This window comes from Cupriavidus sp. 21MJTG02-4 (assembly GCF_057798975.1).
In genome coordinates, this window is record NZ_JBYOJP010000007.1 from 87,002 (window position 1) to 111,889 (window position 24,888).

Consider the following 24,888-nt stretch of genomic DNA (forward strand, 5'->3'; position numbering starts at 1 on the left):
GGTGGCGCCCACGGTCCAATTGCCGGGTTAGAGGGAAGTGTCACCATCGGCAAGTTCGGACTACTACGTCGAGGGCGAATACCTGACTGGGACGGGCGAGACGTCGGCGTCTACCTTCAAGGATGCCTTTCACGATCGGTTCGTGGCTCGGTCTTCGACGGGTTTCCTTGCCCTCGCGACGGCGTGGGAAATCCGGTCCCTAACGACGCCGATCGCCTGCTTGAGTGCGTAGACATCCTGGAAGTAGCGCTGCGGCAGCTGTATCTGGCTGGCGTGCGCATCGATGTTCTCGATCTCTTCGCGCCATTGCGCGACCTGTTCCGCGGTCGGCTTTTCGCTTCTCCAGATTTCATCTTCCAGCGCCTTGATCTCGTGGTACCAGACTACGAGCCGGTTCTTGTACCGCGCCTCGATCATGCGCGGCAATGCTTGCAGCAAACCGAGCAGCAAAGCCATGAAGGGCAGCAGAATCAGCAGGCGCCGTTCGATGAAGCTGGCAAGCCAGAAAGGCAGGTAGCGCTGCAGGAAGGGGCGTCCGGACTTGAAGTAGCGCGTGCTTTCGTCCGAAATCGGAAACTCGCTCGTATTCAGGTTGGGAAACGTACCCAGCCGTGTGAAGTAGTCCTCGCCGCCATGCACGGACCGAGCGGCCTCCAGCAGCAGGTAGACCAGGGCGGGGTGCAGGGTGTCCTTCGAGACCAGCAGGGCCGTGGCGGCCAGCAGCGTGACGTCCGCCTGCGGAAGATCCTTGGCGATGCTGGTCGATGCGCGCGGGAACGTGAGCTTGGAGAGAGCGGGGAATCTCTGCACCAGGGCGTCGGCCTGGGCGAAGTTCATCAGCTTCAGGTCGCTATTCAGCAGCTTCTGCTGCATCTCGGCATCCGGCCTGCCGATGAAGAAGGCGGCGTCGAGTTCGCCATTGCGCAGGCTTTGATAGGCCTGGCCGGCGTCCATTTCCAGCAGCGTGCTGTTGCTCGCGTTGACATCACTATGGTTAAGCAATACGCGCGAGACATTCAGCAGGCCGCTGCCGGGCACGCCGATCGAGATCCGCTTGCCACTGAGCTGTGCGAGCCGGTCGATCGTGGCCTTGCCACGATAGAACACCCAGATCGGCTCGTAGGAAACGGCGGCGATGGTCTGCAAGTGGTCGGTTTCCTGCGGGGTAGTGGTGCCCGACTGGATAAAGCCGACGTCGTATTCGCTGTTGGGATCGGTCAGCCTGGAATAATTTTCGACCGACCCGGCTGAACTGCGGATATCCAGCGTGATGCCATCACGTTTGAGCAGTGGGGCATAGCGATCCGCGAATCCGCGGTAGATGCCCTTGTCCGCACCGGTCGTGATCACGACGGTGCGCTGGATGGCGGGTTCAACGACGACCGCCACGCCCCAGCTCAGTGCGGCGACCAGCACGATGGCGGCGGTGACGACAAGGCGCCGGCGCATCGGTGTCATGGGCGCCTTCTGGCTGCGTCGGAGCGCTGGGTTGGGCCTGGGCATTGCTTGGCTCTCTTGTCAGGTTTGCTTCTGTGTCGCAAGGCTTGGGGCGCCATACGATATCAGATTGTCCTGTCCGAGGCCGGCGGCGGCGTGAGGGGAGGCCTCGCGTCCTACTCCGTCTCGATATTCAGCGCCGAGATCATCTGCTCGCGGCGCGCCAGCGCGCGTAGCGATCGTTTGCCAAGCTTTGTCGCCGCCAGATTGAGCAAGCCTTCACAGAAGATCAGGTAGGCGCCCATGCTGTTGCTGAAGAAGCTGGGTCGGAAATATGGATACCGCAACCTAGGGTTTTCCCATGGCAAGCGCGGCCAGTATTGCTGCTCGGTCGATGGCCCGCCGCCTGCGGGGTGATGCAGGCGACTCACGCCCTGTTATCCTCGCGATACGACTCTCCTGTGCTGCCGGAAGGAGAGAGACAGGGGGAAGGGATTTGCAGACCGTCGACAATACGAACCAGGGCAAGCCCGGCGCAGTGCATTGGGTGGTGAAGATGAACCACCGCAATCGCACCGCGTCGTGGTGGATCGTCTTCCTGATTTTTGCCGTGCATTTCCATGCCACGGGACAGGGCACGGTGGCGTGGGCGCTGATGGCGCTCCAGTTCCTGGTCTATCCGCACGCGGTTTACCTGGTCGCCAGGTATGCGAGCGATCCGCTGGAAGCCGAGCTCAACAACCTGCGCCTGGATGACTTTTGCTTCGGCCTCTGGACCGCATGGCTGGGCTTTCCGCTATGGATTACCTTCCTGCTGGTCATATGCGGCTGCATCAACCTGGCGGCGTTCCGCGGGTTTCGCGGGGCGCTGCAGGCGGCGGCATTGTCGGCTGCGGGGGCGGCCGTATCGGTGGCGGCGTTCGGCCTGAAGTTCGAGCCCGACACGACGATGCCGGTCACGGCCCTGAGCATGGCTTGCCTGACGGTCTATCTGCTGCTGTTTGCCCGCGGTGCCTATTTCCGGGCGCTGAGCCTGAGCGAAACGCGCCACAAGCTGCGGCTCAGCGAACAGGCGCTGCAGGGCCAGCTGGAGGCCGTGCAGGCGTTGCAGGCCCGGCTTACCGAGCAGGCCAACCGCGACCCGCTCACCGGCCTGTACAACCGGCGCTACCTCAACGATTCGCTCAGGCGTGAGTTTGGCGCGGGCGCCGGCCAGTCCGCGGCGGTGCTGCTGGTCGATATCGATCATTTCAAGCAGATCAACGACCGCTTTGGCCACTCGGCCGGGGACCAGGTGATCCGGCACGTGGCCACGCTGCTGCAACAGCAAGCGCGCGCCAACGATGTGGTGTGCCGCTACGGTGGCGAGGAATTCCTGGTGCTGCTGCCCGGCATGGACGCCGGGGCTGCCATGGGCCGGGCAGAGTGGTACCGGCAGAAGGCCTGCGTGCCGGGATCGGTCATCGAAACGGATGGCGTGGTCGTGACACTGTCGATCGGGGTTGCGGGTACCTCGGACAAGGCGATGAGCCCGGAGCTTCTGATCGACCAGGCGGACAAGGCCTTGTACCTGGCGAAATCGGGCGGGCGCAATCGGTCCGTGCTGTTTGCGCATGCCGATGCCGGCGCGCCTATGTCATGAGCGGATCGATTGCGCCCGCCTGGCGCGCGATAGCGCAGGCCAGCGTCGCTGCACTGTCCTGCAACGGCGACGGCAATGGCGGCTGCGCGCCGGGGCGCCGCAGCGGACTGTCCGGCATGTTGATCAGGTAATGCGCCTCGCGCCGCAGTTGCGCGGCGAAGCTCGCCACCACTGGCGGCATCGGGGAATCGGCACGGTAGACCAGGCAGACGGTGTGGCTCGGTAGCGGGTCTTCGATCGGCAGGACAGCCAGCCCGTTCGTGCCGGCCAGCCGGCCCTGCATGAGCTGGCGCGCCACCATGCACAGCAGCCTGCGGTCCTGCAGCAGGGCCTGGATGATGCCGAAGGTGTCGCAGCGCACGGCCACGCGCGGCAACGGCAGGTCCTGCGCGCGGAAGGCGTCCATGATGGCCGCTCCGGGCCCGTGCATGCGGCAGGTGGTCAGTATCCACTCGGAACCGACCAGTTCACGCAGCGTGCGCGCATGGCGCAGCGGATGGTCCGGGTGCGCGACCACGACGGAGTCGTTGTTGTAGAGCGGCTCGCAGATGAAGTCATGCTCGATGCCTTCGTCGGGAATGGGGCTCACCGCCACGTCGATCAGGCCCGCGCGCAGATCCTGCAAATGCACCGCATAGCGGCCGCTGTCGATGTTCACCTGGACTTCCGGATGCTGGCGGCGGAAACGGTTCAACGCGGCGGGCAGCAGCAGGTGCGCAGGACCACCGGTGACGCCGATGCGCACCGTGCCGGTCCGCGCTCCGAGCATCTGCGTCATCTCTTCCGTGGCTCGACGCGCCTCGGCGGCTATCAGCCGCGCACGGCGCAGAAAGGCCTCGCCATAGTGCGACAGCACGGCCCCGCGCGTCGTCCGCGTGAGCAACGGCACGTGCAGTTCCTCTTCCAGCTGGCGAATGCTCTTGGTAAGCGCCGGCGCCGACACGTCGCGCGACCGCGCGGCGGCGCGGATGCTGCCGCCTTCCGCCACCGCGATGAAATCCTGGATCTGGCTGAGTCGCATGCGGGCAATCCGGTTTCGAATCAGTGTCGGCTGTACCTTATGGCGTACCCGTAAAAGGGGCAAGGTCATGGCTTATATTTCCAACATGTGGAAATAGATTCCACTTTTTGACACTGGGCGGCGCGCTGTCCAGACTGGTTAAAGAGGAAACGCCATGAACCTGCCCGTCGAACAATTCATTGCCGAGCGCCGCCGCGAGGATCCGTCCTTTGGGGGCTTGCTGGCCAAGGGTTTTGCCTTGCTGCGCTGCTTTATCGACGAGCCGCGCCCGCTTGGCAATGGCGAACTCGCGCAGCGCCTGCAACTGCCGCGCGCCACGGTGTCGCGCATTTGCCGCACGCTGTTCGAGCTGGGCTATCTTGATTGGGATCCCAAGCTCGACAAGTACTTCGTCAGCGCGCAGGTGCTGGCGCTCGGCTACCCCTACCTGACCGGGCTGCCCGTGCGCCACGTGGCCCGACCGCTGATGCAGGAACTGGCCGACCGCATCGAGGGCGCCGTGTCGATGGGCGTGGCGCACCGGCTCGACGTGACCTACCTGCAGTCCTGCACCCACAACGAAGGCACGCCGGCCCGCCCCGGCACTGGCGCCGTGCGCTCGGTGCTGAGCACCGCCATGGGCCGCGCCTACCTGTGCACCTTGTCAAAGGCGGAGTTCGAAACGCTGATGACGGCCGCGAGCGAGGAGCGGCCCGACGAATACGCGGCCTTCTACGACACGCTGTGCCACAACGTCGCCCACTACCCGAAGCGCGGTTTCGCGATCAATGAAGGGGATGCGGGGATCGGCGTGCACGGCGTGGGCGTCTACTCGCGCATCCGCTACCTGAACCGTCCGCTGCTGTTCAACTGTGCCGTACCCGGCTCGCAGGTGAAGCGCGGGATGATGGAAAAGAAAGTGGCGCCGCTGCTGAGGGAGATGGTCCGATCCATCGAGGCCGCCAGCGGCCTGCACCCGTAGCAGCCGCCCCCTGACCACAAGACCTGGAGACTTCCGTATGGTTGACCTGAATTCCCTGCTGTACCCGCGTTCGATCGCGGTGGTCGGTGCGTCCACCCAGCCGGACAAGGTGGGAGGCATGCCGATCCGGCTGCTGCGCGAACTGGGCTATGCGGGTCGCATCTATCCGGTCAACCCGTCCGCGGCCGAAGTGCAAGGCCTGCGGGCGTATGGTTCGCTGTCCGATATCGGCGAGGCGGTGGACCTGGCCATCGTCGCGGTGCCGGCGGTTGCCAGCGAGGATGTCATGGCGCAGCTTGCCGGCAACGGCACGCGCGCCGCGGTGGTCTTCACCTCGGGCTTCGCCGAGGCAGGCGAAGCCGGCGTGCAGAGGCAGGCCCGGCTCGCAAGCAGCGCGCGCGAGGCCGGCGTAACGCTGCTCGGTCCCAACTGCCTGGGCGCAATGAACCTGCGCGAGCGCATGTTCGCCACGTTTTCGCCGATCGCGCTGAGCGGCACGCCGCCGGTCGGCGAAGTCGGCCTGGTGAGCCAGAGCGGCGCGTTCGGCGCCTATGCGTATGCGCTCGCGCGCGAAGCGGGCCTGGGCCTGAGCCATTGGGTCACGACCGGCAACGAGGCGGGGCTGCAGGTGGCCGATGTGATCGCCTGGCTGGCCGATGATCCGAATACGCGCGTGATCCTGGCCTACATCGAAGGCTGCCGCGACGGCACGCGCCTGCGGCGGGCACTTGCCGCCGCGCGTGCGGCCGGCAAGCCCGTAGTGATCACAAAGGTCGGCACCACCGCGGCCGGCGCGCGCTCCGCGCAATCGCACACGGCCAGCCTGACCGGCGAAGACGCGGTGTACCAGGCGGTGTTCGACGCGTACGGCGTACACCGCGCGCATACGCTGGAAGAGTTTTTCCGGCTTGGCTACGTGCTGTCGCGAGGCCGGCGGCCGTCATCCTGGCAGCGCCCGGACGGGCGCAAGGCCGGTGCCGCCACGCCGCTGGCGATCGTCACCGTGTCGGGCGGCGTGGGCATCATGATGGCCGACCGCGCCGAACAGCTGGGCCTGCCGCTGCCACCGATGCCGGACGCGGCGGCAGCGGCCCTGTGTTCCGCCATTCCGTTCGCCAGCACGGCCAACCCGATCGACGTAACGGGGCAGGTGGTGGCGCAACCGCGTGTCTTCATGGATGCCATGGCCAGCGTGGCACGCAGCGGGGCCTACGGTTGCGTGACCGCATTCCTGGCCGGTGGCGCCAATGCCCCGCGGCTGTGGCCGGAGCTGCAGCAGACCATCGGCGCGCTCGCCGAAGACCCTGGCGCGGCGCCACTGCTGCTGGCCGGCATCGTCGACGACGACAAGCGCGCGTGGCTGGAAGCCCGCGGCTGCCTTGTTTTCCGCGAGCCCGGCCACGCGGTGGAGGCGGTGGCCACGCTGGCGCGTGCAGCGGCCATGGAAGGGGAGCGCGGCGCGGCCGATCAACCTCCGCAACCCGCATCGCACGCCGGTCTGTTGCGCGATGTACCGCCCACGGCTAGGGCGCTGTCCGAGTACGAGGCCATGCAACTGCTTGCTGGTGCCGGGGTGCCGGTGGCCCCGCATGACCTGGCGCGCGATGCTGAAGAAGCCGTGCGCATTGCCGCACGCCTGGGCTACCCCGTGGTGGTGAAGCTGTGTTCGCGCGACATCCTGCACAAGAGCGATGTGGGCGGCGTGGCACTGAATCTCGCCGATGCGCAAGCCGTGCGCGACGCCTTTGGCCGCATGGCGCAGGCCGTCGCCGGCGTGCGCGCGCACAGCGGCGCGCAAGTCCCGTTCGAAGGCGTGCTGGTGGCGCGCATGGTGCGCGGCTGGGGCGAGGTGATGGTGGGCGTGCGGCGCGATCCGGTATTCGGGCTGGTCGCGCTGGCGGGCATCGGCGGCACGGCTGTCGAGATTTTCCGCCAGACCGCCTGCGGCCTGGCGCCGCTGTCGCCTGCGCAAGCGCGCGACATGCTGCGCCAGAGCAAGGCCGCGGCGTTATGCGAAGGACACCGGGGTCATCCGCAAATCGACCTGGATGCCGCCGCACAGGTACTGGCCAGCGTGTCCAGGCTCGCTGCAGAACTGGGCGAGCGGCTCGATACGATCGAGATCAATCCGTTCATCGTCACGGCGCGGGGTCTGGTAGCCGCCGACGCCGTCGTGACGCTTCGCCAGGGCAGTCCCGCCGCTCCATAGCGACACAGGGAGCGCATCGCAACACGATGCGGTGGCAAGGATGCCCGCACAGACGGGCGCCTGCTCCGCGGCAGTACCCTCAAAACATCAAAGGAGACAAGCATGCATTTGCAGACGCACTTGCCGGCACGGCACATGGTGCTGCGCGGACTGGGCGCGCTCGCCGTGACCGCAATCTGCGGGGTGGCACCCGGCGCGCATGCGGGCCCCTATCCCGACAAGCCGATCCGGCTGGTCGTGCCGTTTCCCCCGGGGGGCGGGACCGATGTGGTGGGCCGGCTGCTGGCGGCGGGACTGTCGAAGGAACTCGGGCAGACGGTGGTGGTGGAGAACGTGGCGGGTGCCACCGGCACCATCGGCTCGGCGCAGGTCGCGCGTTCCGCGCCGGACGGCTACACGCTGGTACTCGGTATCTCCGCCACGCATGCGATTGCGCCGGCCATCTTCCCGAAGCTGCCGTATGACCCGCTGCGCGATTTCGTGCCGGTCAGCCGGCTGTTCTACGGCGGCAATGTGCTGATCGCCGGCCCCGGCTTCACCGGCCGCGATCTGCCCGCGCTGATCGCCGCGGCGAAGCGCCCGGGCGCAGACCTCACCTATGGCTCGTGGGGCACTGGCTCGGGCGGCCACCTGGCTGGCGAGAGCCTCAACGTACTGAGCGGCATCCACCTGCGCCACATCCCGTACAAGGGCGTCAACCCGATGCTGACCGATGTGATCGGCGGCACGCTGCCCGTGGCCATGTCCGACCTTGCCGGCACGCTGCCGCTGATCCGCGGCGGCAAGGTGAGGGCGCTGGCCGTCACTGGCTCCGAGCGCTCGCCCGCGTTGCCGGACGTGCCGACCTTTACCGAAGCCGGCGTCGCGTTCGGCGTCGATAGCTGGTTCGCCTTGTTCGCACCGGCGCGCACGCCGTCCGGCATCGTCGACAAGCTGGAGCGCGCCACGGTAGCCGCCATGGCCAATCCCGCCATCAGGGCACAGGCCGATGCATTGGGCATGCGCTACGCGCCGCAGCCACGCAGCGCCTTCGCCGCGCAGATGCGCAGCGATGTGACGGCCTGGGCGGCGCTGGTCAAGTCGAGCGGTGCCGCGCAGGAATGAAACGCTGCCCGCACCCGTTCCCGATTCACATTTTCCGGAGTCCCGCATGAACCATCCCGTGCCACAGTTCTTCTCCACCCCCGTCTACGGGTCCAGCCAGGAAGCGCTGGTCGCCGCGGCTGCCTTGCCGGTCGTGATCTACGGCTATCCGCTGATCGAGACCTTGCGCACCTGCCGCGTGCAGACCGCCGTCAGCACAGCCACCGGCTATGGCCGCGCGCCGGTCAACGCGCTGTCCGCCAGCGAGCGCCAGTGGACGCATGAAGACCGCGACGTCGTCACGCCCGCCAATGACCTGCTTTATTTCTGCGGCTGGATCAACCTGGCCGACGGCCCGGTCACGCTGCGCGTGCCGCCGCTGCCGGAGCGAGAGCGGTATTACGTGGTGGAGCTGCTGGACGCCTGGACCAACAACTTCGAGAACCTGGGCCCGCGCAATGTACCGGCCGAAGGCGCCACCGTCACGCTGGTCGGGCCCGGCCAGACGGCAACAGGCAGCCATGTCGTGGCCTGTCCGACTTCGCTGGTCTGGCTGCTGGGCCGCGTGCTGGTGCAAGGCCCCGGCGACCTCGCTGCCGCCCATGCCTTCGAGTGCGGCTTTGCGCTCGACGCGCCGGGCAAGGCGTTGCCCCACTGCGTGCGCGCCTGGAGCGATACCGGCAATGAGGCGCTCGATTTTTTCCAGAACCTGTTCAACGCGCTGCGCGAGATCCCGCCGGCCGAACGGGAGCAGGGCGTGCTGACGCTGCTGCGCAAGGCAGGCCTGAAAGCAGAGGACGAGTTGGACATCGCCGCGCTACGCGCTGAAGTCCGTGCGGGCCTGGAAAACGCGTACCGCCAGGCCATGCAGCTGGTCGAGGCGCATACGCGCAGCCAGGGGCGCAAGAGCTGGGGCTACAGCCTGAAGCTGGGTGTCTATGGCGATGACTGGCTGCAGCGCGCCTGCACCGCCATGAAAGGCCTCGGCGCGCTGCGGGCCGACGAGGCGATCTACGCGATGGCCGACTTCGACGCGGACGGTGAGCGATTGCACGGGGAACACACATACGAGTTGCGCTTTGCGCCCGGCATGCTGCCGCCCGCGCAGGCCTTCTGGTCGGTCTCGCTGTACGGCGAGGACCGCTTCTTCAGCGCCAACGAGATTGGCCGCTACGCGGTTGGCGATCGCACGCCCGGCCTGCGCATGGAGCCCGACGGCAGCCTGGCCATTCCCATCTCGCACAAGCGGCCGGGCCATGCCGACAACTGGCTGCCGGCGCCTGCAGGCCCGTTCTACCTGATCCTGCGTCTTTATCACCCGGCACCGGCCTTCATCGATGGCCAGTACCGCATCCCGGCTGTACGCCGCATTTCCTGATGAGCGAGGGACGATGAACACTGACTCGATAGCGCGATTATCGCGCCGCGCCATGCTGGCACGCGTGCGGGACCTGTTGCTTCTGGGCGCGGCGCCGGCACTGGCACCGTTGGCAGCGCTGGCGCAGGGGTATCCTGCACGGACGGTGCGGCTGATCTCCCCGTACGGCCCCGGCGGGTCCAACGATACGTCGGCCCGGCTGCTGGCCGAAGCGTTGAGCCGCAAGTACGGCCAGCAGTTCGTGGTCGAGAACAAGCCTGGCGCCGGCACCCGCGTGGCCAACGAGACGCTGGCACGCGCCGCGCCAGACGGCTACACGCTGCTGTGGGCGGCCGCGCCGTTCGCCATCAACACGGCGGCGGGCCTGCCGCAGCAATACGACATCCACAAGGATTTCACCGCGGTGGGCCCCCGTGTGATCGGCCCCATCTTCCTGATCGTCAAGGCGGATTCACCGCTGCGCTCGGTCGCGGACTTCGTGCGGATGGCGCGCGCAAAACCTGGCGGCGCCACCTTTGCGTCGCCCGGGGCTGGCTCGGGGCCGCACCTGACGGCGGAGCTGTTCGCGGCCCAGGCGAAGTTCAAGGCGCTGAACGTCCACTACCGCGGCGACGCGACTGCCTACACCGAACTGCTGGCCGGGCGCGTGGATGCCACGCTGACTGCCATCACATCGGCGCTTCCGTTCATCAAGGCGGGCCAGTTGCGCGTGCTGGCGGTGGCATCGGAACAGCGCACGCCGGTCTATCCGGATGCGCCCACCTTTGCCGAACAGGGCTTTCCCGGTGTGGTCGGCTATGGCTGGTTCGGCCTGATGGCGCCGGCGCGCACGCCCGCCGCCATCGTTCAGCAGCTCAACCGCGATGCCAGCGCCGTGCTGGCGGACAGCGACGTGCGCAACAAGCTGGCCGCGCTCGGCTTGCAAGCCGAGCCGGGCGACAGTGCCACGTTTGCGCGCTTCATCGATGCGGAGGTCAGCAAGTGGAGCGCCGTCATCAAGAGCAGCGGCGTGGTGCTGGAATAGGATAGCCGCGCCCCTGGGCGCGGGCTGCGCGGCGTGGCTCAGTGAAGGCCAAAGGTATCGGTCTCGCCGGTCTCCAGCATGTCCGCGGCGGCGCCGTACAGGCTGCGCGAGACATAGCTCCTGACCTGGCCGGCGCGCTGCCGCAGCCATGCGGCCTTGAGCCGGCGCGCTTCGGCCAGCGTGGGCGCATCGCCCGGCGCCAGCGCCAGCACGTCGATCACGTGCAGCGCGAGCTGGGTGTCGCCGCGTGCCGCGAGTGACTGCGCATGGCGGATCAGCGCGCCGTGGTCGGCCACGGCGGCGGCAATTTCCGCTGCGCAATCTTGCGGCGCTGCCGGGTGCAGCGTGGTCGCGTTGCGGTCCCACCAGCCGTTCTCGGAGCGATAGATATCGCGCGCGATATAGCTGGGATCGCCATACGTGGGCCGCATCCATGGCGTGTCGAACAGCTCCGGCGGCGGCTTGAGCGCGGCGAGCATCTGGCGCTCGTTGCAGCCATCATTCATCAGCCGGACGACCTCGGCGCGCAGCCAGCGCAGCGCGCGCGCCGTGTGGGTCAGCACGCGCTCGCATTCGTCCGCACCGCGCAGCGTGGGCCCGAATTCGCGCACGACGGTGCGCGGCTGCAGCGCGGCCATGCGCTCCAGCGTCTCGGCCCAGCGCACGGTGTCGCGCAGCGTGCGGAACGGTGTGCCGATGTTGGGAATGGAATCGATGACGGCCGGGCCGCCGTACAGCAGCCGGCGTCCCGGCAGCCATACCGCGACGGCATCGTCGGTCTCCGACGGTGCCCACCGGATCTCCGCGCGGGCATCGCCGTGGCCCAGCGTCAGGCCATCGGCAAAGGTCTCGGTCGGCGCGGTATGGCCCAGCTTGCCCGCCAGCGCACCGGCGGGCCGGCGGAACTGGATCTCGGCCATGCGTTCCTGCATGCGGCCGGTTTCGCGGTAGCGCGCCTGGCGCGCCAGCACGTTCACGTGGGCGAGCAAACGCGGCGTGGCATCGCCGCGCGCCGCGGCGTGCTCTTGCCACTGCCGCACGCCGGCGTTGTAGCCCATATGCCCGTGGCTGTAGCAGATCGCCAGCACCGGCAGGCTGGTCTGCGTGCGCAGCGCGTCGATCATGCCGGCGGTGACGCGGCCGCCCGGGCCGCTGTCGATCACCAGCAGGCCACCACCGACGTCCGCAACAAAGCTCTGTCCCTGGCCGTGCAGCAGCCAGACACCATCGTCGACGGCTTCGATGCCGGTGCCGGTCACCAGTGCGACGGCCTTTTCCTCGAGATCCTGCATGCGTGACTCCTTAGCGAAAACTGGGTTTGCGGCACCCCTCGTGCCTTGCTGTGGCGGTTTCCTCCAGCGGTAATTTCAGTCGAGGCGACGGCGCATGGCGATTGGGGAAACTCCGCGCCGCACCTCGCCGTCGCTCGCCAGCCCAGCGCTGGCGGGGGATGGCAGCCGTTCACCGCGGCGCCGTGTGAACCGCTGGTTGGCAGCCGGCGTTGCGCGGCAGTTCCCAGCCGGCGCCCGCTGCGCTATGGCAGCAGCAAGGGCCGGAGGGCCGTGGGGTGCTAACCGCAGGTTTACGCCAGCGCGAACCTGACAGCTGCCCCGATCCATGTGTTTGCCGCATGATCTTTTCGCATCATCGCAACGCCGGCCGCGCCGGCATGGAGTGGATCGCATGGCAAGCCGTCAAGACCTGCCGCTGGCAGGCATTCGGATAGCGGAGTTCGGGCAGTTCATCGCGGCGCCAGGCGCCGCCATGATGCTGGCCGACCTCGGGGCGGACGTGGTCAAGGTGGAAGCGCTGCGCGGCGACAGTGCGCGGCGCTTCGACGGCACCAGCGCGCAGAGCCCGATGTTCCTGGCGTACAACCGCGGCAAGCGCGGCATCGCGCTGGACCTGCGCAGCCGCGGCGGCGTGGAAGCGGCGCGGCGGCTCGCGCTGGCCAGCGACGTTGTGTTGCACAACACGCGCCACGGCGTGATGGAAGCGCTGGGGCTGGATGCCGGCACGCTGCGCGCCGCCAGGCCCGACCTGATCCATGCGTCCATCAGCGGCTTCGGCACGCGCGGGCCGTCGCGCTCGCGGCCCGGGCTCGACATTGCCGCGCAAGCCGAAAGCGGCATGATGTCCGTGACCGGCGAAGCGGGCGGGCAGCCGTTGAAAGCCGGCTTTGCAATGATCGACGCAGCCACGGCGCTTGCCGCCGGGAACGCCATTCTCGCCGCACTGTTCCGCCGCCTGCGCACCGGCATGGGCGAAACCATCGAGACGTCGCTGCTGCAGGTTGGCGTGCAACTGCAGGCGCAGCTCTGGGCGGAGTACCAGTGTTCCGGCGCGCTGCCAGTACGTAGCGGCAACAGCCAGCCCAAGGCGGCGCCTGCGGCCGATGTCATCGCGGTAGCCGACGGGCATGTGGTGCTGTCCGCGTATCTGGACGAGCACTGGGCACGGCTGTGCGAAGCGATCGGCAGTCCCGCGCTCGTGCAGGATCCGCGCTTCGCCAGCAATGCGTTGCGCGTACAGAACCGCGCGGCGCTGCTGGCGGTGCTGCACGATGCGCTGCGCCACCTGAGCGGCGACGCCGCGCGCGCCTTGCTCGAACGCCACCAGGTTGTCGTCGGCGTGGTGCGCGATTACCACCAGGTCGGCGCCAGCGCCGACGTGCGCGCCAGCGGCATCCTGCGCAGGGTTGGCACCGGCGAGGGTGGCTGGCTCGAACTGCCGGGGTTGCCGTTCACGATGGCGAGCCTGCCGGAGGACGACATTCGCGTTGTGCCGAAGCTGGGCCAGCACACCACCGAAGTGCTGACCGAGCTTGGCTACGATGCCGTCGAGGTCGACGCGCTGGTGCGCGCCGGCGCCATCGGCATCGGCAGCGCGCAAGGAGAGCTCGCATGAGCGCAACCGAAACCCCGGCGCCGGTGCTGCTGGAGCGCCATGCCGGCTGGACCGAGATCGTGCTGAATCGGCCCGCGCGCCGCAATGCCGTGGATGGCGCGCTGGCGTGCGCATTGGCTGCGGCGATCGACATTGTCGATGCCGACGCGTCCACCCGTGCGGTCGTGCTGCGCGGTGCCGATGGCGCATTCTGCTCGGGCCTCGACCTGCCGGCGCTGCAGGCCGAGCCGGACGGGATGGCGAAGTTCGCGCAGGTCTGGGAGCGCGTCCACCTGTCGCTGCTGCAAAGCCGCAAGGCATGGATCGTGGCGCTTGAGCGCCATGCAATCAACGGCGGCGCGGCGCTGGCACTGGCCGGCGACCTGATGGTCTGCGGCGCCGGCGCCTTCCTGCAGATCGGCGAGATCCGCCTTGGCATGGCCGCGCCGCGCAATGCGGCATGGCTCGCGCTGCGGCACTCCGAAGCGGTGGCGGCGCGGTTGTGCCTGCTGGGCGACAGGGTGCCCGCTGCGGAGTTGTTGCGGCTCGGCATCGCAACGGAAGTCACCGCCGACGCGCAAGTACTCGAGCGCGCGTGCGGCATGGCAGCGACCATTGCCGCATTCCCCGCAGACGGCGTGGCCGCGATCAAGCGCGGCATGCGCACCGCCAGCACGCGCATGTCGCTGCCGCAGTGGCTCGGCGCGTGCCGCGATACCCATGACTGAAGCGAGATCCTGCATGAGCGAATCCACCATCCATGACAGCGAAGCCGCGCTGCACGAGTTCCGTCGTGAGGTGCGCGCCTTTGTCGTCCAGGCATTGCCGCACGCCGTGCGTGAGAAGGTGCGCCTGGGCCTGGAAGTCAGCAAGGACGAGATGATCGACTGGCAGCGCCGGCTGGCAGAACGCGGCTGGCTTGCACCGCACTGGCCGCGCGACTGGCACGGGCTGGGCTGGAGCGCCGAGCGGCGCGCCGTGTTCCAGGAGGAACTGGTGCTCGCCCACGCGCCCGAGACTGGCGGTATCTCCATCGAGATGATCGGGCCGATACTGATCCGCTATGGCACGCCGGCGCAGCAGCAGTATTTCCTGCCGCGCATCCTCAGCCTGGAGCACTGGTGGTGCCAGGGGTATTCGGAGCCCAACGCCGGCTCCGACCTCGCCTCGCTGAAGACGCATGCGGTGCGCAAGACGCGCGCGGACGGCACCGAGGTCTATGTCGTCAACGGCAGCAAGATCTGGACGTCCTACGCGCAGTACGCGGACTGGATCTTCTGCCTGGTGCGTACCGACAGCGCGGCGCGCGCGCAGCAGGGCATCAGCTTCCTGCTGATCGACATGCGCAGCCCCGGCATCAGCGTGCGCCCGCTGGTGGGCATCCACGGCTGGCACCTGTTCAACCAGGTGTTCTTCGACGATGTCGAAGTGCCGGTGGACAACCGCGTCGGCGACGAGAACGCGGGCTGGTCGATTGCCAAGTCGCTGCTTGAACATGAGCGCCTGAACCTCGCCCGCGTGGCCGAGAACCGGCGCCGCCTGGCCAAGGTACGTGCCATTGCCACGGCGCTTGAAGAGGGTGGGCAGCCATTGACGGAGCGGCCGTGGTTTGCGCGCCGGTTCCGCGAACTGGACGTGCGGCTCGAAGCGCTGGCCGCGACCGTGCTGCGCTTTCGCCGGCGGGCTCGCGCGGGGGAGCGGCTCGGGCCCGAGACCGGCATGCTCAAGCTGCTCGGCAGCCGCCTGATCCAGGACATCGAGAACCTGGCGGTCGACGCGCTGGGTCCGGACACCCTGGCCTACGATCGTGCCGCGCATTTCGAACCGGCGGCGCCACGCCCCGGGCAATCCGCGTATGCGGCAGCCGCTTCGGCCAGGCGTTTCGTGACGCGCGGCTACACCATTGCCGGCGGCTCCAGCGAGATCCAGCACGAATTGCTGGCCAAGCAGGTGCTCGGGCTATAGCCCCCCCGGCCACCCTCAGTTTGCGAAAGAAACGGACCATGAGCGATTCCCACGATCACGACCACGATCACGACCCCGACGACCGCCGCATGCTGCAGGAAAGTGTGCAGCGCTATGTCGAACGTGACTACGGCTTTGAACAGCGGCGCGCGGCGCTGGCCGAGCCCGGCGGATTCTCGCGCCGGCACTGGCAAGCGTTTGCCGGCTTCGGCTGGCTCGCGCTGGGCCTGCCCGAAAGCTGCGGCGGATTCGGCGATGCCGCGGACCAGGCCGCGCTGGCGCAGGCGCTTGGCAGCGCGCAACCCGCCGAGCCGTGGCTGGCCAATGCCGCGTTGTGCGGGCCGCTGCTGGCCGGGTGCGGCGACCCCGCCCATGCCGCCACCGCCGCGGCGATGGCGGACGGACGCACCATGCTGGCGCTGGCCGCGTGGGAGCCGCAGGGTCGCTATGACGCGTTCGACGTCGACACCACCGCCCGGCCGCCGGGCGATGGTGCCGGCCCGGCCGGCTGGACGCTGGATGGCCGCAAGACGCTGGTCCTCGGCGGCGGCAGCGCGGACATCCTGCTGGTACTGGCGCGCACCAGCGGCCAGCGCCGCGAGCGCGACGGCCTGACGCTGTTCGCCGTGCCGGCCGGCTCGCGTGGCGTCGCCATCGAGCCACTGCCGACGTATGACGGCCGACAGACCGCTCATGTCACGCTCAGTCGCGTGAGCGTTGCCGACAGCGCGCGCATCGGCGCCGTGGGCGGCGCGTGGCCAGCGGTAGACGCGGCGATCGATCGCGCCACCACCATGGCTTGCGCCGAAGCCGTGGGCACCATGGCGCGCGCGTTTGCGCTGACCCGCGATTACCTCGCCACGCGCGAGCAGTTCGGACGTCCGCTGTCGGCGAACCAGGTGATCCGCCACCGGCTGGTGGACCTCTATGTCAGCGTCGAGCAGGCGCGCGCCATCACCGAGGCGGCTGCTGCCGCGCTGCACGACAGTCCGCCCGCGCGGATGCGCGCGGTCTCGCTTGCCAAGGCCTTCGTCTCGGTCGCGGGGCGCGCACTCGGCGAAGACGCGGTGCAATTGCACGGTGCGGTCGGCATGACCGACGAGATGGAAATCGGTCATTGCTACAAGCGGCTGGCCGCGCTGGCCAACCTGTTCGGCGACGCCGACTGGCACTACGAACGGCTTTCAGCCCTCGATCACGCGACGCAGGCGCTTGCCGCCTGAGTCGCTTTGCCTGGGCGCTGCGCGCCCTCTGACGACACGCCGGCAACGCACCGGCTTGGGCGGCCAATGCGCCGCAGTGGAGACCCTATCATGTTCAGCCATCACACCGGTACCCGCTGGGCCGGCGCGGCGCTCGCCGTGCCGCTGGCCCTGGCCAGCGCCGCCGCTGCGCACGCCGAGGCGCCGTATCCCAACCGGCCGATCCGCATGGTCCTGCCATCGGGCGCGGGCACCGTGACGGACCAGACCGCGCGGCTGATTGCCGAGCGCCTGAGCACGGCGCTCAAGCAACCCGTGGTGATCGACAACCGCCCCGGCGCCAACGGCATCATCGCCAGCGAGACCGTGGCGCGTGCAGCGCCCGACGGCTACACGTTGCTGTTCACGTACTCGGCAACGCTGACGGTGAATCCGTGGACGACGCCGGCGCTGCCGTATGACCCGCTCAAGGACTTCACGCCGATCGCGCGTCCCAGCGCGCCCGGCGGCAACCTGCTGGCGGTCAGCGCCAGCGTGCCGGCGCGCAACCTGCAGGAGTTCCTGGCCTACGTGAAGGCCAGCAAGACCGAACTCGCGTACTGCTCATGGGGCGTGGGCTCGGGCGGCCATCTGGCGATGGAGTACCTGAAGGCCAAAACCGGCCTCCGCCTGCGCCATATCCCGTACAAGACCGCCACCCAATGCAGCAACGACCTGGCGGCCGGCCACGTGACCATCGGCATCACGGATTCGATCTCCTCCATCCCGCTCCTGAAGTCCGGCCGTATCCGTGGCATCGCGGTCTCGGGCCCGGAGCGGCTGCTGCCTACGCCTGACGTACCGACCATGACGGAGCAGGGCGTGCCGTTCCAGCAGGCGAGCTGGGTGGCGCTGTTCGGGCCCAGGGGCCTGCCGGCACCGATCGTGACGCGGCTCAACGCCGAGGTCAACCGCATCCTGCAGTCGCCGCAAGACCGTGCACGCTTTACCGCGATGAACCTGAAGCCGGCCACGCCGACGAGCGCGTCGGAACTGGCCACGCTGGTCAGCGCCGACCTGGCCGCATGGGGCGAGGTGGTGAAGGTGGCCGGACTGGAGGCGCAGTGAGCGCACTGCAAGACAACCAGCAACGAGAACGGGAGAGTTCGAGCGTGAAGGCCAGACAGTGGGTGGCAATCGGGATGGGGATGACGGGCGCGGCGCTGGCCGCCGGCAATGCGGCGGCGGGCACGATGCAGCTGTTCGGCGTGGTGGATGCCTCGATCGAATACGCGAAGGGATCGGAAAGCGTGGTGCGGATGCGTGAAGGCCAGCAGGCTGCGTCGCGCTGGGGCATCCGCGGGATCGAAGACCTGGGTGGCGGGCTGAAGGCGAACTTCCTGGTCGAATCGGGCTTCAATATCGACACCGGTACCGAGTTCTTCGGCAACAACCGGCTGTTCGGGCGGCAGGCCTACATGGGCCTGTCGGATGGCTGGGGCGAGTTCCGGCTCGGCCGCCAGTACACGCCATCGTTCTATGCCCTGCTGCGGCTCGACCCGTTCCTGCTCAATGGCGCGGTGTCGCCGTTCAACCTGCTCAGCGCCACGGCATCGCAGGGCACCGGGCAAGTGGCCTATGGCGCGCGCTTCGACAACGCGGTGCAGTATTTCTCGCCAAACTGGGGCGGCTTTTCCTTCACCGCCGCCGTGGCGCCGGGCGAGGTGCCCGGCGCATCGCTCTCGGGCCTGAACTTCGGCATGAACGCCACTTACGAGGCAGGGAACGCCTACGCGTTCTACAGCTACCAGGGCATGTACACGGGCGCCAACGTGCCGGTCGATCCGTCGCTGACGTCGAACCATTTCGTCGGCGGCTCCTACAGGTTCGCGCCGGTCGAGGTCGGCTTGCTGTTCAATGCGGCAAGCAGCAACCGACCCGATACCCGTTCGGCCCGGCACTATGGCGTGACGCTGAGCTGGACGGTGACGCATCAGGACACGTTCAAGGCTGCCGCAGTCAAGCGGCAGATCCTGGGCGGGGGCCAACGGCCGCTGGCAGTGACGCTGGGCTGGGACCATGACCTGAGCAAGCGCACCACGGCTTACCTGCGCGCAGTGCTCGTGCACAACAGCCCCGGTGGCAGCGTGACCAACAACAGCATCGCGATCGATCCGGGCAGCGGCGACGATGCCCGGTCCGTGAGCGTCGGCTTGCGGCACCGGTTCTGAAGACCGTCAGCCCCGTGCGGGCTGGCCGTCCTTCAGGCGCCACAGATCGAGCGGATTGCCGTCCTGCAGCGCGGCGGGAAGCAGTTCCGCCGGCACGTTCTGATAGCACACCGGCCGCAGGAATCGCTCCATCGCCGTGGTGCCGACCGAAGTCGTGCGCGTATCGGAAGTGGCCGGGAAGGGGCCGCCGTGAACCATGGCGTACGACACTTCCACGCCGGTCGGGAAGCCGTTGAAGAGCACGCGGCCGACCTTGCGCTCCAGCACCGGCAGCAGCCGGGCTGCCAGCGCGTAGTCGCCCTGGTCAGCCTGCACGGTGGCAGTCAGCTGGCCTTCCAGTTCGCGCGTGACGGCGAGCATGTCCTCGACATCGCGGCAAGTCACCAGCACGGTGGACGGGCCGAACACTTCGGCGTGCATGCGCGGATCGGCGACAAAGCGCTGCGCCGTGGTCTCGAACACTGCCGCGCGGGCCTGGTTCGGGCCGGTGCTGGCCTGGCCGCTGGCGGTACGCGCGAGGCCATCGATGTTCGCCAGCTTGCCGATGCCTTGTTCGAACGCGCGCTGGATGCCCGGCGTCAGCATGGTGCCGGCCGGCTTGGCCGTCACGGCGGAGCCGGCCGTGGCGCGGAAGGCATCTAGCGCCGGGCCTTCCAGGGCCAGCAGCAGGCCGGGGTTGGTGCAAAACTGGCCCACGCCGAGCACCAGCGAATCGGCCAGGTCGCGCGCAATCGCTTCACCGCGCGCCGCCAGGGCTGCGGGCAGCAGGAAGACCGGGTTGATGCTGCTCATCTCGGCATAAACCGGGATCGGCTGGGCCCGGTTGCTGGCAACCTGCATCAGCGCCAGTCCGCCGGCGCGCGAGCCCGTGAAGCCTACGGCCTGAATGGCCGGGTGGGCCACCAGTTCGGTACCTACGGTGTGGCCCGCGCCGGTCAGCAGCGAGAACACGCCTTCCGGCAGGCCGGCATCGGCCACCGCCTGGCGGATCGCGCGGCCGACCAGTTCGGAGGTGCCCGGGTGTGCGGGATGCGCCTTGGCCACCACCGGGCAGCCAGCCGCCAGGGCCGAGGCAGTATCGCCGCCGGCCACGGAGAAGGCCAGCGGGAAGTTGCTGGCGCCGAACACGGCAACCGGTCCGATGGCGATCTTCTGCATGCGCAGGTCCGGCCGCGGCGGGGTGCGCTCGGGCAGCGCGCTGTCGAGCGTGGCTTCCTGCCAGCGGCCGGCGCGCAGCACCGTGGCGAAGAGGCGCAGCTGGCCCGTGGTGCGACCGCGCTCGCCTTGCAGGCGGCCGATCGGCAGCGCGCTCTCGGCATGGGCGCGCTCGATCAGCGCATCGCCAAGGGCTTCGATCTGGGTGGCAATCGCCTCGAGGAAAGCCGCGCGCTGCTCGGGCGAAGTGGCGCGAAAGATATCGAACGCCGCTTCGGCCAGCTCGCAGGCACGCGCCACGTCGGCGCTGCGGGAGCCGTGGAAGACCGGTTCCAGGGTCTCGCCGGTGGCCGGGTTGACGGCGTGGAAGGGTTCGTCAGTGCCGCGCACGGCGCTCGCGCCGATCAGCATTTCGCCGGTAATGGTCATGTCTGGATTTCCTGCAAAGGGAAGAGAGGTGCGGGGGCCGCGGTCAAACAGGCCGGTCCGGTCCGTTGGTGACGCCGCTTGGTGTCATCTCGTAAGACATCATATGACATGAGATGGTTGGCCGCAACCATGCGGGCAGCGGCCGGCTCAGGCGGCGGCGGAAGCCTTGCGCAGCCGCTCGCGGCTGTTGGTCAGGTGCATGCGCATGGCGGCCTTGGCAGCTTCCGGATCGTGGCGCTCGATGGCGTCGTAGATATTCTCGTGCTCGATATGCACGCGCTCCAGGTACTGCGCGCGTTCCTGGCTGTTCACCTGCAAGCGGCTGCGCGGGATCAGCATGGTGCCCAGGTGGCCCATGATGTCCGTGAAATAGCGGTTGCCGGTGGCGCGGGCAATGGACAGGTGGAAGTCGAAATCCGCGCTGACGGCATCGCTGCCCTCGGTGGCGCTGCGTTTCATGGCGTCGAGCGCGCGGCGCATGCTGGCAAGCTGCTCGTCGCTGCGGCGCGTGGCGGCCAGGCCGGCGGCCTCGGCCTCCAGGCTGACGCGGAATTCGAGCATGGCCAGCACATCCATGGCGGTGCCCATGGTCGCCAGGTCGATGCGGAACGGCGAGGCCGTCTCGGCCGGGCGTGCCAGCACGAAGGTGCCGATGCCATGGCGCGTTTCCACGAACCCGCTGGCCTGCAGGCGCGACAGCGCTTCACGTACCACGGTGCGGCTCACGCCGAAGCTCGTCATGACCTCGGACTCGGTCGGCAGCTTGTCGCCGGGCTTGAGTTGCCCCTCGCGGATGCGCTCGGTGAGGCCGCTCACCACTTCCTCGGCCAGCGTACGGCCGCGGCGGCGCAGGGGGGCGGGAGTCGAGATCTGGGCGTCGGACATGAGCGTGGGCAGGCGTAGGGAAATTGCGGCCTTGACCGGGCCGGAATGTGGTCATTATACTCGGTCATAAGTTATACGACGACTGATAACGGACTGCGATAAAAGGATCCGCAGTCCGCGATCTGCCGATATAGGGATGCCGCAGCCGACGCCGCTGCGGCACCGAAAGCCAATCAGATTCCGGAGACAGCCCGCATGAACGCATCGCAAGCCGCCATCCACGGCAACCAGGCCGCTACGCCGGTGGTGACTGAACTGACCGTCGTGCCGGTTGCCGGCCACGACAGCATGTTGATGAACCTGTCGGGCGCGCATGGTCCGTACTTCACCCGCAACATCGTGATCCTCAAGGACAGCGCCGGCAACACCGGGGTTGGCGAGGTGCCGGGCGGCGAGGGCATCCGCCAGACGCTCGAGGACGCGCGCCCGCTGGTGGTGGGGCAGGGCATCGGCCAGTATCAGGCGATCCTCAACAAGGTCCGCGCCACGTTCGCCAGCCGCGACGCGGGCGGCCGCGGCTTGCAGACGTTCGACCTGCGCATCACGATCCACGCCGTGACCGCACTCGAAGCCGCACTGCTCGACCTGCTGGGCAAGCATCTGCAGGTGCCGGTGGCCGCGCTGCTGGGCGAAGGCCAGCAGCGCGATGCCGTGGAGATGCTGGGCTACCTGTTCTACGTTGGCGACCGCAAGAAGACCTCGCTCGACTACCGCACCGAGCCCGACGCCGGCAACGCATGGTTCCGCGTGCGCAACGAAGTCGCGATGGACGCCAAGGGCGTGGTGCGCCTGGCCGAGGCCGCCTACGAACGCTATGGCTTCAACGACTTCAAGCTCAAGGGCGGCGTGCTCCGCGGCGACGAGGAGATGGAGGCGATCATCGCGCTGCACGAGCGTTTCCCGAAGGCGCGCGTGACGCTCGATCCGAACGGCGGCTGGCTGCTGAAGGACGCCATTCGCCTGTGCCGCGACAAGCACGGCATCCTGGCCTACGCGGAAGACCCGTGCGGCGCCGAGGAGGGCTACTCCGGGCGCGAGATCATGGCCGAGTTCCGCGCCGCGACCGGGCTGCCTACCGCCACCAACATGGTCGCCACCGACTGGCGCCAGATGGGCCACGCGGTACGGCTGCAGTCGGTGGACATCCCGCTGGCCGACCCGCACTTCTGGACCATGCAGGGTTCGGTGCGCGTGGCGCAGATGTGCGCCGAGTGGGGCCTGACCTGGGGGTCGCATTCGAACAACCACTTCGATATCTCGCTGGCGATGTTCACCCACGTGGCCGCCGCCGCGCCGGGCCGTGTCACCGCGATCGACACGCACTGGATCTGGCAGGACGGCGAGCACCTGACGCGCGAGCCGCTGAAGATCGAAGGCGGCCTGGTGCAGGTGCCCAGGACGCCGGGGCTTGGCGTGGAGCTGGACATGGACGCGCTGGCGCGTGCCAACCGCCTCTACCAGGAGAAGGGACTGGGCGCGCGCGACGACGCCATCGCCATGCAGTTCCTGATCCCGAACTGGAAGTTCAACAACAAGGCGCCCTGCATGGTCCGCTAGTGTCCTGAGTCAGAAATTCGTTGAAGAAATAAGTCTGCCGAGAAGGCGTGCGAGGCTAGGAGCCAAGCGCAGCAAGGCTGAAGCCTTGCGAGCATTGGCGACGACGCATCGCGCGACTTATCGGCTGACTTATTCAACGAATTTCTGAAACAGGACACTAGGAATGCGTGGGTCGCGATCTCGTACCGGCCAGTGCCATACAAATACCAGGAGGAGACAACAATGATCGATTTTTCCACGCTGCGCCGCATTGCCGGCGCGGGCATGGTTCTGGCCGCTGCGGCGGCCGCATCCGTGGCAAGCGGCGCGGCCATGGCGGCCAGCCAGGCCTGGCCGCAAAAGCCGGTTTCGGTGGTGGTGCCGTTCCCGGCGGGCGGCTCGACAGACACCATCGCGCGCATGCTCGCGCCGCCGCTCAACGAGAAGCTGGGCCAGCCTTTCGTCATCGATAACCGTCCCGGCGCCACGGGCGCGATCGGTGCGACGTTCGTCAAGCGCGCGCCGGCGGACGGCTACACCATGCTGGTGGCGTCGATCGGCGTGTTCGCGGTGAATCCGTTCCTGCAGAAAAACCTGGGCTACGATCCGGCCAAGGATTTCGACCTGCTCACCGTGGCGGTGCGGGCGCCCAACGTGCTGGTCGCCACACCGAGTTTCCCGGCCAAGAATCTGCAGGAACTGGTCAGCTACATGAAGAAGAACCCGGGCAAAGTCGCCTTCGCGACATCGGGTGCGGGTTCGTCCGACCACCTGACCGCCGCGCTGTTCTGGCAGAAGAGCGCCACCGAGGGTCTGCACGTTCCGTACAAGGGCGGCGCGCCGGCCATCTCCGATCTGCTGGCCGGACAGGTCGACGTGTCGTTCCAGAACATCAACGCCGTGCTGCAGCATATCCGTACCGGCAAGCTGCGCGCGCTGGCGGTGACGTCGGACAAGCGTGCCGCGGTGTTGCCCAATGTGCCGACCATGGCCGAAGGCGGCGTGAAGGACGTCGAGGTCTATTCGTGGCAGGGTGTCGCCGCACCGCGCGGCCTGTCGCCCGAGGTGAAGAACCGCCTGCACGGCGCGCTGGTCGGCGCGCTCAACGAGCCGAAGATGCGCGAGAAGCTGGCCGAAAGCGGCTTCGAGGTGGTGGCCAACACGCCGGAGCAGTTCGCGCAGTTCGAGAGCCAGGAGCTCAAGCGCTGGAAGACGGTGATCGAGCAGGGCAAGATCACGATGGATTGAGTTGGACCAACAAGGAACGCTTGGTTGCTCCCCTCTCCCATGCCTGGGAGATGGGAGCAACCTGGCTCCTGGCAGTTTCCGGGGCGGCCGTCAGGCCGCCCTTGCCATGTCCGCCGGCTGCGCGGCGATGCCCATTTCACGCAGCGTCTCGCCGATCGCCGTCACCACATTGCGCATTTCGTTGTCGTCGATCGCGCCGATGCATCCCACGCGGAACGTCTCGACCTCGGTCAGCTTGCCCGGATAGAGGACGTAGCCGCGCGCACGCACCTTCTCGTAGAACGTCCTGAAGTCATAGCGCGCGTCGGCCGGGGCGTGGAACGTGACGATGATCGGCGCCTGCACGTCCGGCGACAGGAACGGCCGGAAGCCCAGCGAAGCCATGCCCTTCACCAGCGTCTCGCAGTTGCGGCGATAGCGCGCGCCGCGCACCGGGGTGATTTTCGGGCCGCATGCGTGACGGTCACAGCAGTTTTCACTGTCGGGAAATTCCTGCACGGTGGTAAAGTGTTGCCCCGTTGATACATTCATCGCAGTTCTGCAATGTATTAACAATTGCGTTGGTCGGGGTTGTTCCACGGATCGCGCAATTCTTACGGCACGCAAGCCGGGCACGC

The 24,888-nt window shown here is 68.0% G+C and carries 19 protein-coding genes and 2 pseudogenes; 14 read left to right on the forward strand and 7 right to left on the reverse strand.

Annotation, left to right across the window (positions count from 1 at the left end):
• Window positions 1-129 precede the first annotated feature (129 nt).
• The gene (locus tag AC3FKH_RS16020) at window positions 130-1,458 is read right to left on the reverse strand and encodes a TAXI family TRAP transporter solute-binding subunit (protein WP_488676865.1); all 1,329 of its coding nucleotides are present in this window, start codon (window positions 1,456-1,458) and stop codon (window positions 130-132) included.
• 155 nt (window positions 1,459-1,613) lie between these two features.
• Window positions 1,614-1,760: pseudogene (locus AC3FKH_RS16025) on the reverse strand (MurR/RpiR family transcriptional regulator); the annotation flags it as partial.
• Window positions 1,761-1,933: 173 nt separating this feature from the next.
• Here AC3FKH_RS16025 and AC3FKH_RS16030 point away from each other — a divergent pair.
• Complete coding sequence (locus tag AC3FKH_RS16030; RefSeq protein WP_488676866.1) at window positions 1,934-3,079, forward strand: sensor domain-containing diguanylate cyclase; 1,146 nt, start codon at window positions 1,934-1,936, stop codon at window positions 3,077-3,079.
• Here AC3FKH_RS16030 and AC3FKH_RS16035 read toward each other — a convergent pair.
• Entirely contained in the window at window positions 3,069-4,100 is a 1,032-nt protein-coding gene (locus tag AC3FKH_RS16035; protein ID WP_488676867.1) for a LysR family transcriptional regulator, read from the reverse strand. The genes AC3FKH_RS16030 and AC3FKH_RS16035 overlap by 11 nt on opposite strands.
• Before the next feature lie 154 nt (window positions 4,101-4,254).
• Here AC3FKH_RS16035 and AC3FKH_RS16040 point away from each other — a divergent pair, with 154 nt between their 5' ends.
• From AC3FKH_RS16040 to AC3FKH_RS16060, 5 genes are all read left to right on the forward strand, one after another.
• Complete coding sequence (locus tag AC3FKH_RS16040) at window positions 4,255-5,061, forward strand: IclR family transcriptional regulator (protein WP_488676868.1); 807 nt, start codon at window positions 4,255-4,257, stop codon at window positions 5,059-5,061.
• Between the two features lie 37 nt (window positions 5,062-5,098).
• Window positions 5,099-7,270, forward strand: coding sequence for an acetate--CoA ligase family protein (locus AC3FKH_RS16045; RefSeq protein WP_488676869.1), 2,172 nt, complete (start codon window positions 5,099-5,101; stop codon window positions 7,268-7,270).
• Window positions 7,271-7,372: 102 nt separating this feature from the next.
• Window positions 7,373-8,374, forward strand: coding sequence for a Bug family tripartite tricarboxylate transporter substrate binding protein (locus AC3FKH_RS16050; protein WP_488676870.1), 1,002 nt, complete (start codon window positions 7,373-7,375; stop codon window positions 8,372-8,374).
• Between the two features lie 46 nt (window positions 8,375-8,420).
• Window positions 8,421-9,731 carry a DUF1254 domain-containing protein gene (locus tag AC3FKH_RS16055; RefSeq protein WP_488676871.1) on the forward strand — a complete coding sequence of 437 codons (1,311 nt, stop codon included), beginning with the start codon at window positions 8,421-8,423 and terminating at the stop codon, window positions 9,729-9,731.
• Window positions 9,732-9,783: 52 nt separating this feature from the next.
• A complete protein-coding gene (locus AC3FKH_RS16060; protein WP_488677047.1) occupies window positions 9,784-10,755 on the forward strand; it encodes a tripartite tricarboxylate transporter substrate binding protein in 972 nt (323 codons plus the stop codon).
• A gap of 38 nt (window positions 10,756-10,793) precedes the next feature.
• On the opposite strand, the gene AC3FKH_RS16065 is transcribed toward AC3FKH_RS16060, so the two are convergent.
• Complete coding sequence (locus AC3FKH_RS16065; RefSeq protein ID WP_488676872.1) at window positions 10,794-12,047, reverse strand: alkyl sulfatase dimerization domain-containing protein; 1,254 nt, start codon at window positions 12,045-12,047, stop codon at window positions 10,794-10,796.
• 391 nt (window positions 12,048-12,438) lie between these two features.
• Between AC3FKH_RS16065 and AC3FKH_RS16070 the strand changes: the two genes are divergently transcribed.
• The 6 genes from AC3FKH_RS16070 (at window position 12,439) to AC3FKH_RS16095 (ending at window position 19,018) form a co-directional block, all read left to right on the forward strand.
• Entirely contained in the window at window positions 12,439-13,662 is a 1,224-nt protein-coding gene (locus AC3FKH_RS16070; protein WP_488676873.1) for a CaiB/BaiF CoA transferase family protein, read from the forward strand.
• A complete protein-coding gene (locus AC3FKH_RS16075) occupies window positions 13,659-14,369 on the forward strand; it encodes an enoyl-CoA hydratase/isomerase family protein (protein WP_488676874.1) in 711 nt (236 codons plus the stop codon). The genes AC3FKH_RS16070 and AC3FKH_RS16075 overlap by 4 nt, the downstream gene beginning before the upstream one ends.
• A gap of 13 nt (window positions 14,370-14,382) precedes the next feature.
• The gene (locus AC3FKH_RS16080) at window positions 14,383-15,606 is read left to right on the forward strand and encodes an acyl-CoA dehydrogenase family protein (protein WP_488676875.1); all 1,224 of its coding nucleotides are present in this window, start codon (window positions 14,383-14,385) and stop codon (window positions 15,604-15,606) included.
• Window positions 15,607-15,644: 38 nt separating this feature from the next.
• The gene (locus tag AC3FKH_RS16085) at window positions 15,645-16,829 is read left to right on the forward strand and encodes an acyl-CoA dehydrogenase family protein (protein ID WP_488676876.1); all 1,185 of its coding nucleotides are present in this window, start codon (window positions 15,645-15,647) and stop codon (window positions 16,827-16,829) included.
• Window positions 16,830-16,919: 90 nt separating this feature from the next.
• Complete coding sequence (locus AC3FKH_RS16090) at window positions 16,920-17,915, forward strand: Bug family tripartite tricarboxylate transporter substrate binding protein (protein WP_488676877.1); 996 nt, start codon at window positions 16,920-16,922, stop codon at window positions 17,913-17,915.
• 80 nt (window positions 17,916-17,995) lie between these two features.
• The gene (locus AC3FKH_RS16095; RefSeq protein WP_488677048.1) at window positions 17,996-19,018 is read left to right on the forward strand and encodes a porin; all 1,023 of its coding nucleotides are present in this window, start codon (window positions 17,996-17,998) and stop codon (window positions 19,016-19,018) included.
• A gap of 6 nt (window positions 19,019-19,024) precedes the next feature.
• On the opposite strand, the gene AC3FKH_RS16100 is transcribed toward AC3FKH_RS16095, so the two are convergent.
• Both AC3FKH_RS16100 and AC3FKH_RS16105 read right to left on the reverse strand, forming a co-directional pair.
• A complete protein-coding gene (locus tag AC3FKH_RS16100) occupies window positions 19,025-20,602 on the reverse strand; it encodes an aldehyde dehydrogenase (NADP(+)) (protein ID WP_488676878.1) in 1,578 nt (525 codons plus the stop codon).
• 147 nt (window positions 20,603-20,749) lie between these two features.
• Window positions 20,750-21,487, reverse strand: coding sequence for a FadR/GntR family transcriptional regulator (locus AC3FKH_RS16105; RefSeq protein ID WP_488676879.1), 738 nt, complete (start codon window positions 21,485-21,487; stop codon window positions 20,750-20,752).
• Between the two features lie 195 nt (window positions 21,488-21,682).
• Here AC3FKH_RS16105 and gudD point away from each other — a divergent pair, with 195 nt between their 5' ends.
• Window positions 21,683-23,044: a glucarate dehydratase gene (gene gudD / locus AC3FKH_RS16110; RefSeq protein WP_488676880.1), complete on the forward strand. Its 1,362-nt coding sequence runs from the start codon at window positions 21,683-21,685 to the stop codon at window positions 23,042-23,044.
• A gap of 264 nt (window positions 23,045-23,308) precedes the next feature.
• Window positions 23,309-24,271 carry a Bug family tripartite tricarboxylate transporter substrate binding protein gene (locus AC3FKH_RS16115; RefSeq protein WP_488677049.1) on the forward strand — a complete coding sequence of 321 codons (963 nt, stop codon included), beginning with the start codon at window positions 23,309-23,311 and terminating at the stop codon, window positions 24,269-24,271.
• 90 nt (window positions 24,272-24,361) lie between these two features.
• Here the strand turns inward: AC3FKH_RS16115 and AC3FKH_RS16120 are convergent.
• Window positions 24,362-24,706, reverse strand: a pseudogene (locus AC3FKH_RS16120) (2-aminoethylphosphonate--pyruvate transaminase); the annotation flags it as partial.
• Window positions 24,707-24,888: the final 182 nt, after the last annotated feature.

Excerpts from the sequence above, each read along its gene's own strand:
- AC3FKH_RS16020 (WP_488676865.1), bottom strand. The coding sequence starts at position 1,458 with ATGACACCGATGCGCCGGCGCCTTGTCGTCACCGCCGCCATCGTGCTG.
- AC3FKH_RS16035 (WP_488676867.1), bottom strand. The coding sequence starts at position 4,100 with ATGCGACTCAGCCAGATCCAGGATTTCATCGCGGTGGCGGAAGGCGGC.
- AC3FKH_RS16040 (WP_488676868.1), top strand. The coding sequence starts at position 4,255 with ATGAACCTGCCCGTCGAACAATTCATTGCCGAGCGCCGCCGCGAGGAT.
- AC3FKH_RS16045 (WP_488676869.1), top strand. The coding sequence starts at position 5,099 with ATGGTTGACCTGAATTCCCTGCTGTACCCGCGTTCGATCGCGGTGGTC.
- AC3FKH_RS16050 (WP_488676870.1), top strand. The coding sequence starts at position 7,373 with ATGCATTTGCAGACGCACTTGCCGGCACGGCACATGGTGCTGCGCGGA.
- AC3FKH_RS16055 (WP_488676871.1), top strand. The coding sequence starts at position 8,421 with ATGAACCATCCCGTGCCACAGTTCTTCTCCACCCCCGTCTACGGGTCC.
- AC3FKH_RS16060 (WP_488677047.1), top strand. The coding sequence starts at position 9,784 with ATGCTGGCACGCGTGCGGGACCTGTTGCTTCTGGGCGCGGCGCCGGCA.
- AC3FKH_RS16065 (WP_488676872.1), bottom strand. The coding sequence starts at position 12,047 with ATGCAGGATCTCGAGGAAAAGGCCGTCGCACTGGTGACCGGCACCGGC.
- AC3FKH_RS16070 (WP_488676873.1), top strand. The coding sequence starts at position 12,439 with ATGGCAAGCCGTCAAGACCTGCCGCTGGCAGGCATTCGGATAGCGGAG.
- AC3FKH_RS16075 (WP_488676874.1), top strand. The coding sequence starts at position 13,659 with ATGAGCGCAACCGAAACCCCGGCGCCGGTGCTGCTGGAGCGCCATGCC.
- AC3FKH_RS16080 (WP_488676875.1), top strand. The coding sequence starts at position 14,383 with ATGAGCGAATCCACCATCCATGACAGCGAAGCCGCGCTGCACGAGTTC.
- AC3FKH_RS16085 (WP_488676876.1), top strand. The coding sequence starts at position 15,645 with ATGAGCGATTCCCACGATCACGACCACGATCACGACCCCGACGACCGC.
- AC3FKH_RS16090 (WP_488676877.1), top strand. The coding sequence starts at position 16,920 with ATGTTCAGCCATCACACCGGTACCCGCTGGGCCGGCGCGGCGCTCGCC.
- AC3FKH_RS16095 (WP_488677048.1), top strand. The coding sequence starts at position 17,996 with ATGACGGGCGCGGCGCTGGCCGCCGGCAATGCGGCGGCGGGCACGATG.
- AC3FKH_RS16100 (WP_488676878.1), bottom strand. The coding sequence starts at position 20,602 with ATGACCATTACCGGCGAAATGCTGATCGGCGCGAGCGCCGTGCGCGGC.
- AC3FKH_RS16105 (WP_488676879.1), bottom strand. The coding sequence starts at position 21,487 with ATGTCCGACGCCCAGATCTCGACTCCCGCCCCCCTGCGCCGCCGCGGC.
- gudD (WP_488676880.1), top strand. The coding sequence starts at position 21,683 with ATGAACGCATCGCAAGCCGCCATCCACGGCAACCAGGCCGCTACGCCG.
- AC3FKH_RS16115 (WP_488677049.1), top strand. The coding sequence starts at position 23,309 with ATGGTTCTGGCCGCTGCGGCGGCCGCATCCGTGGCAAGCGGCGCGGCC.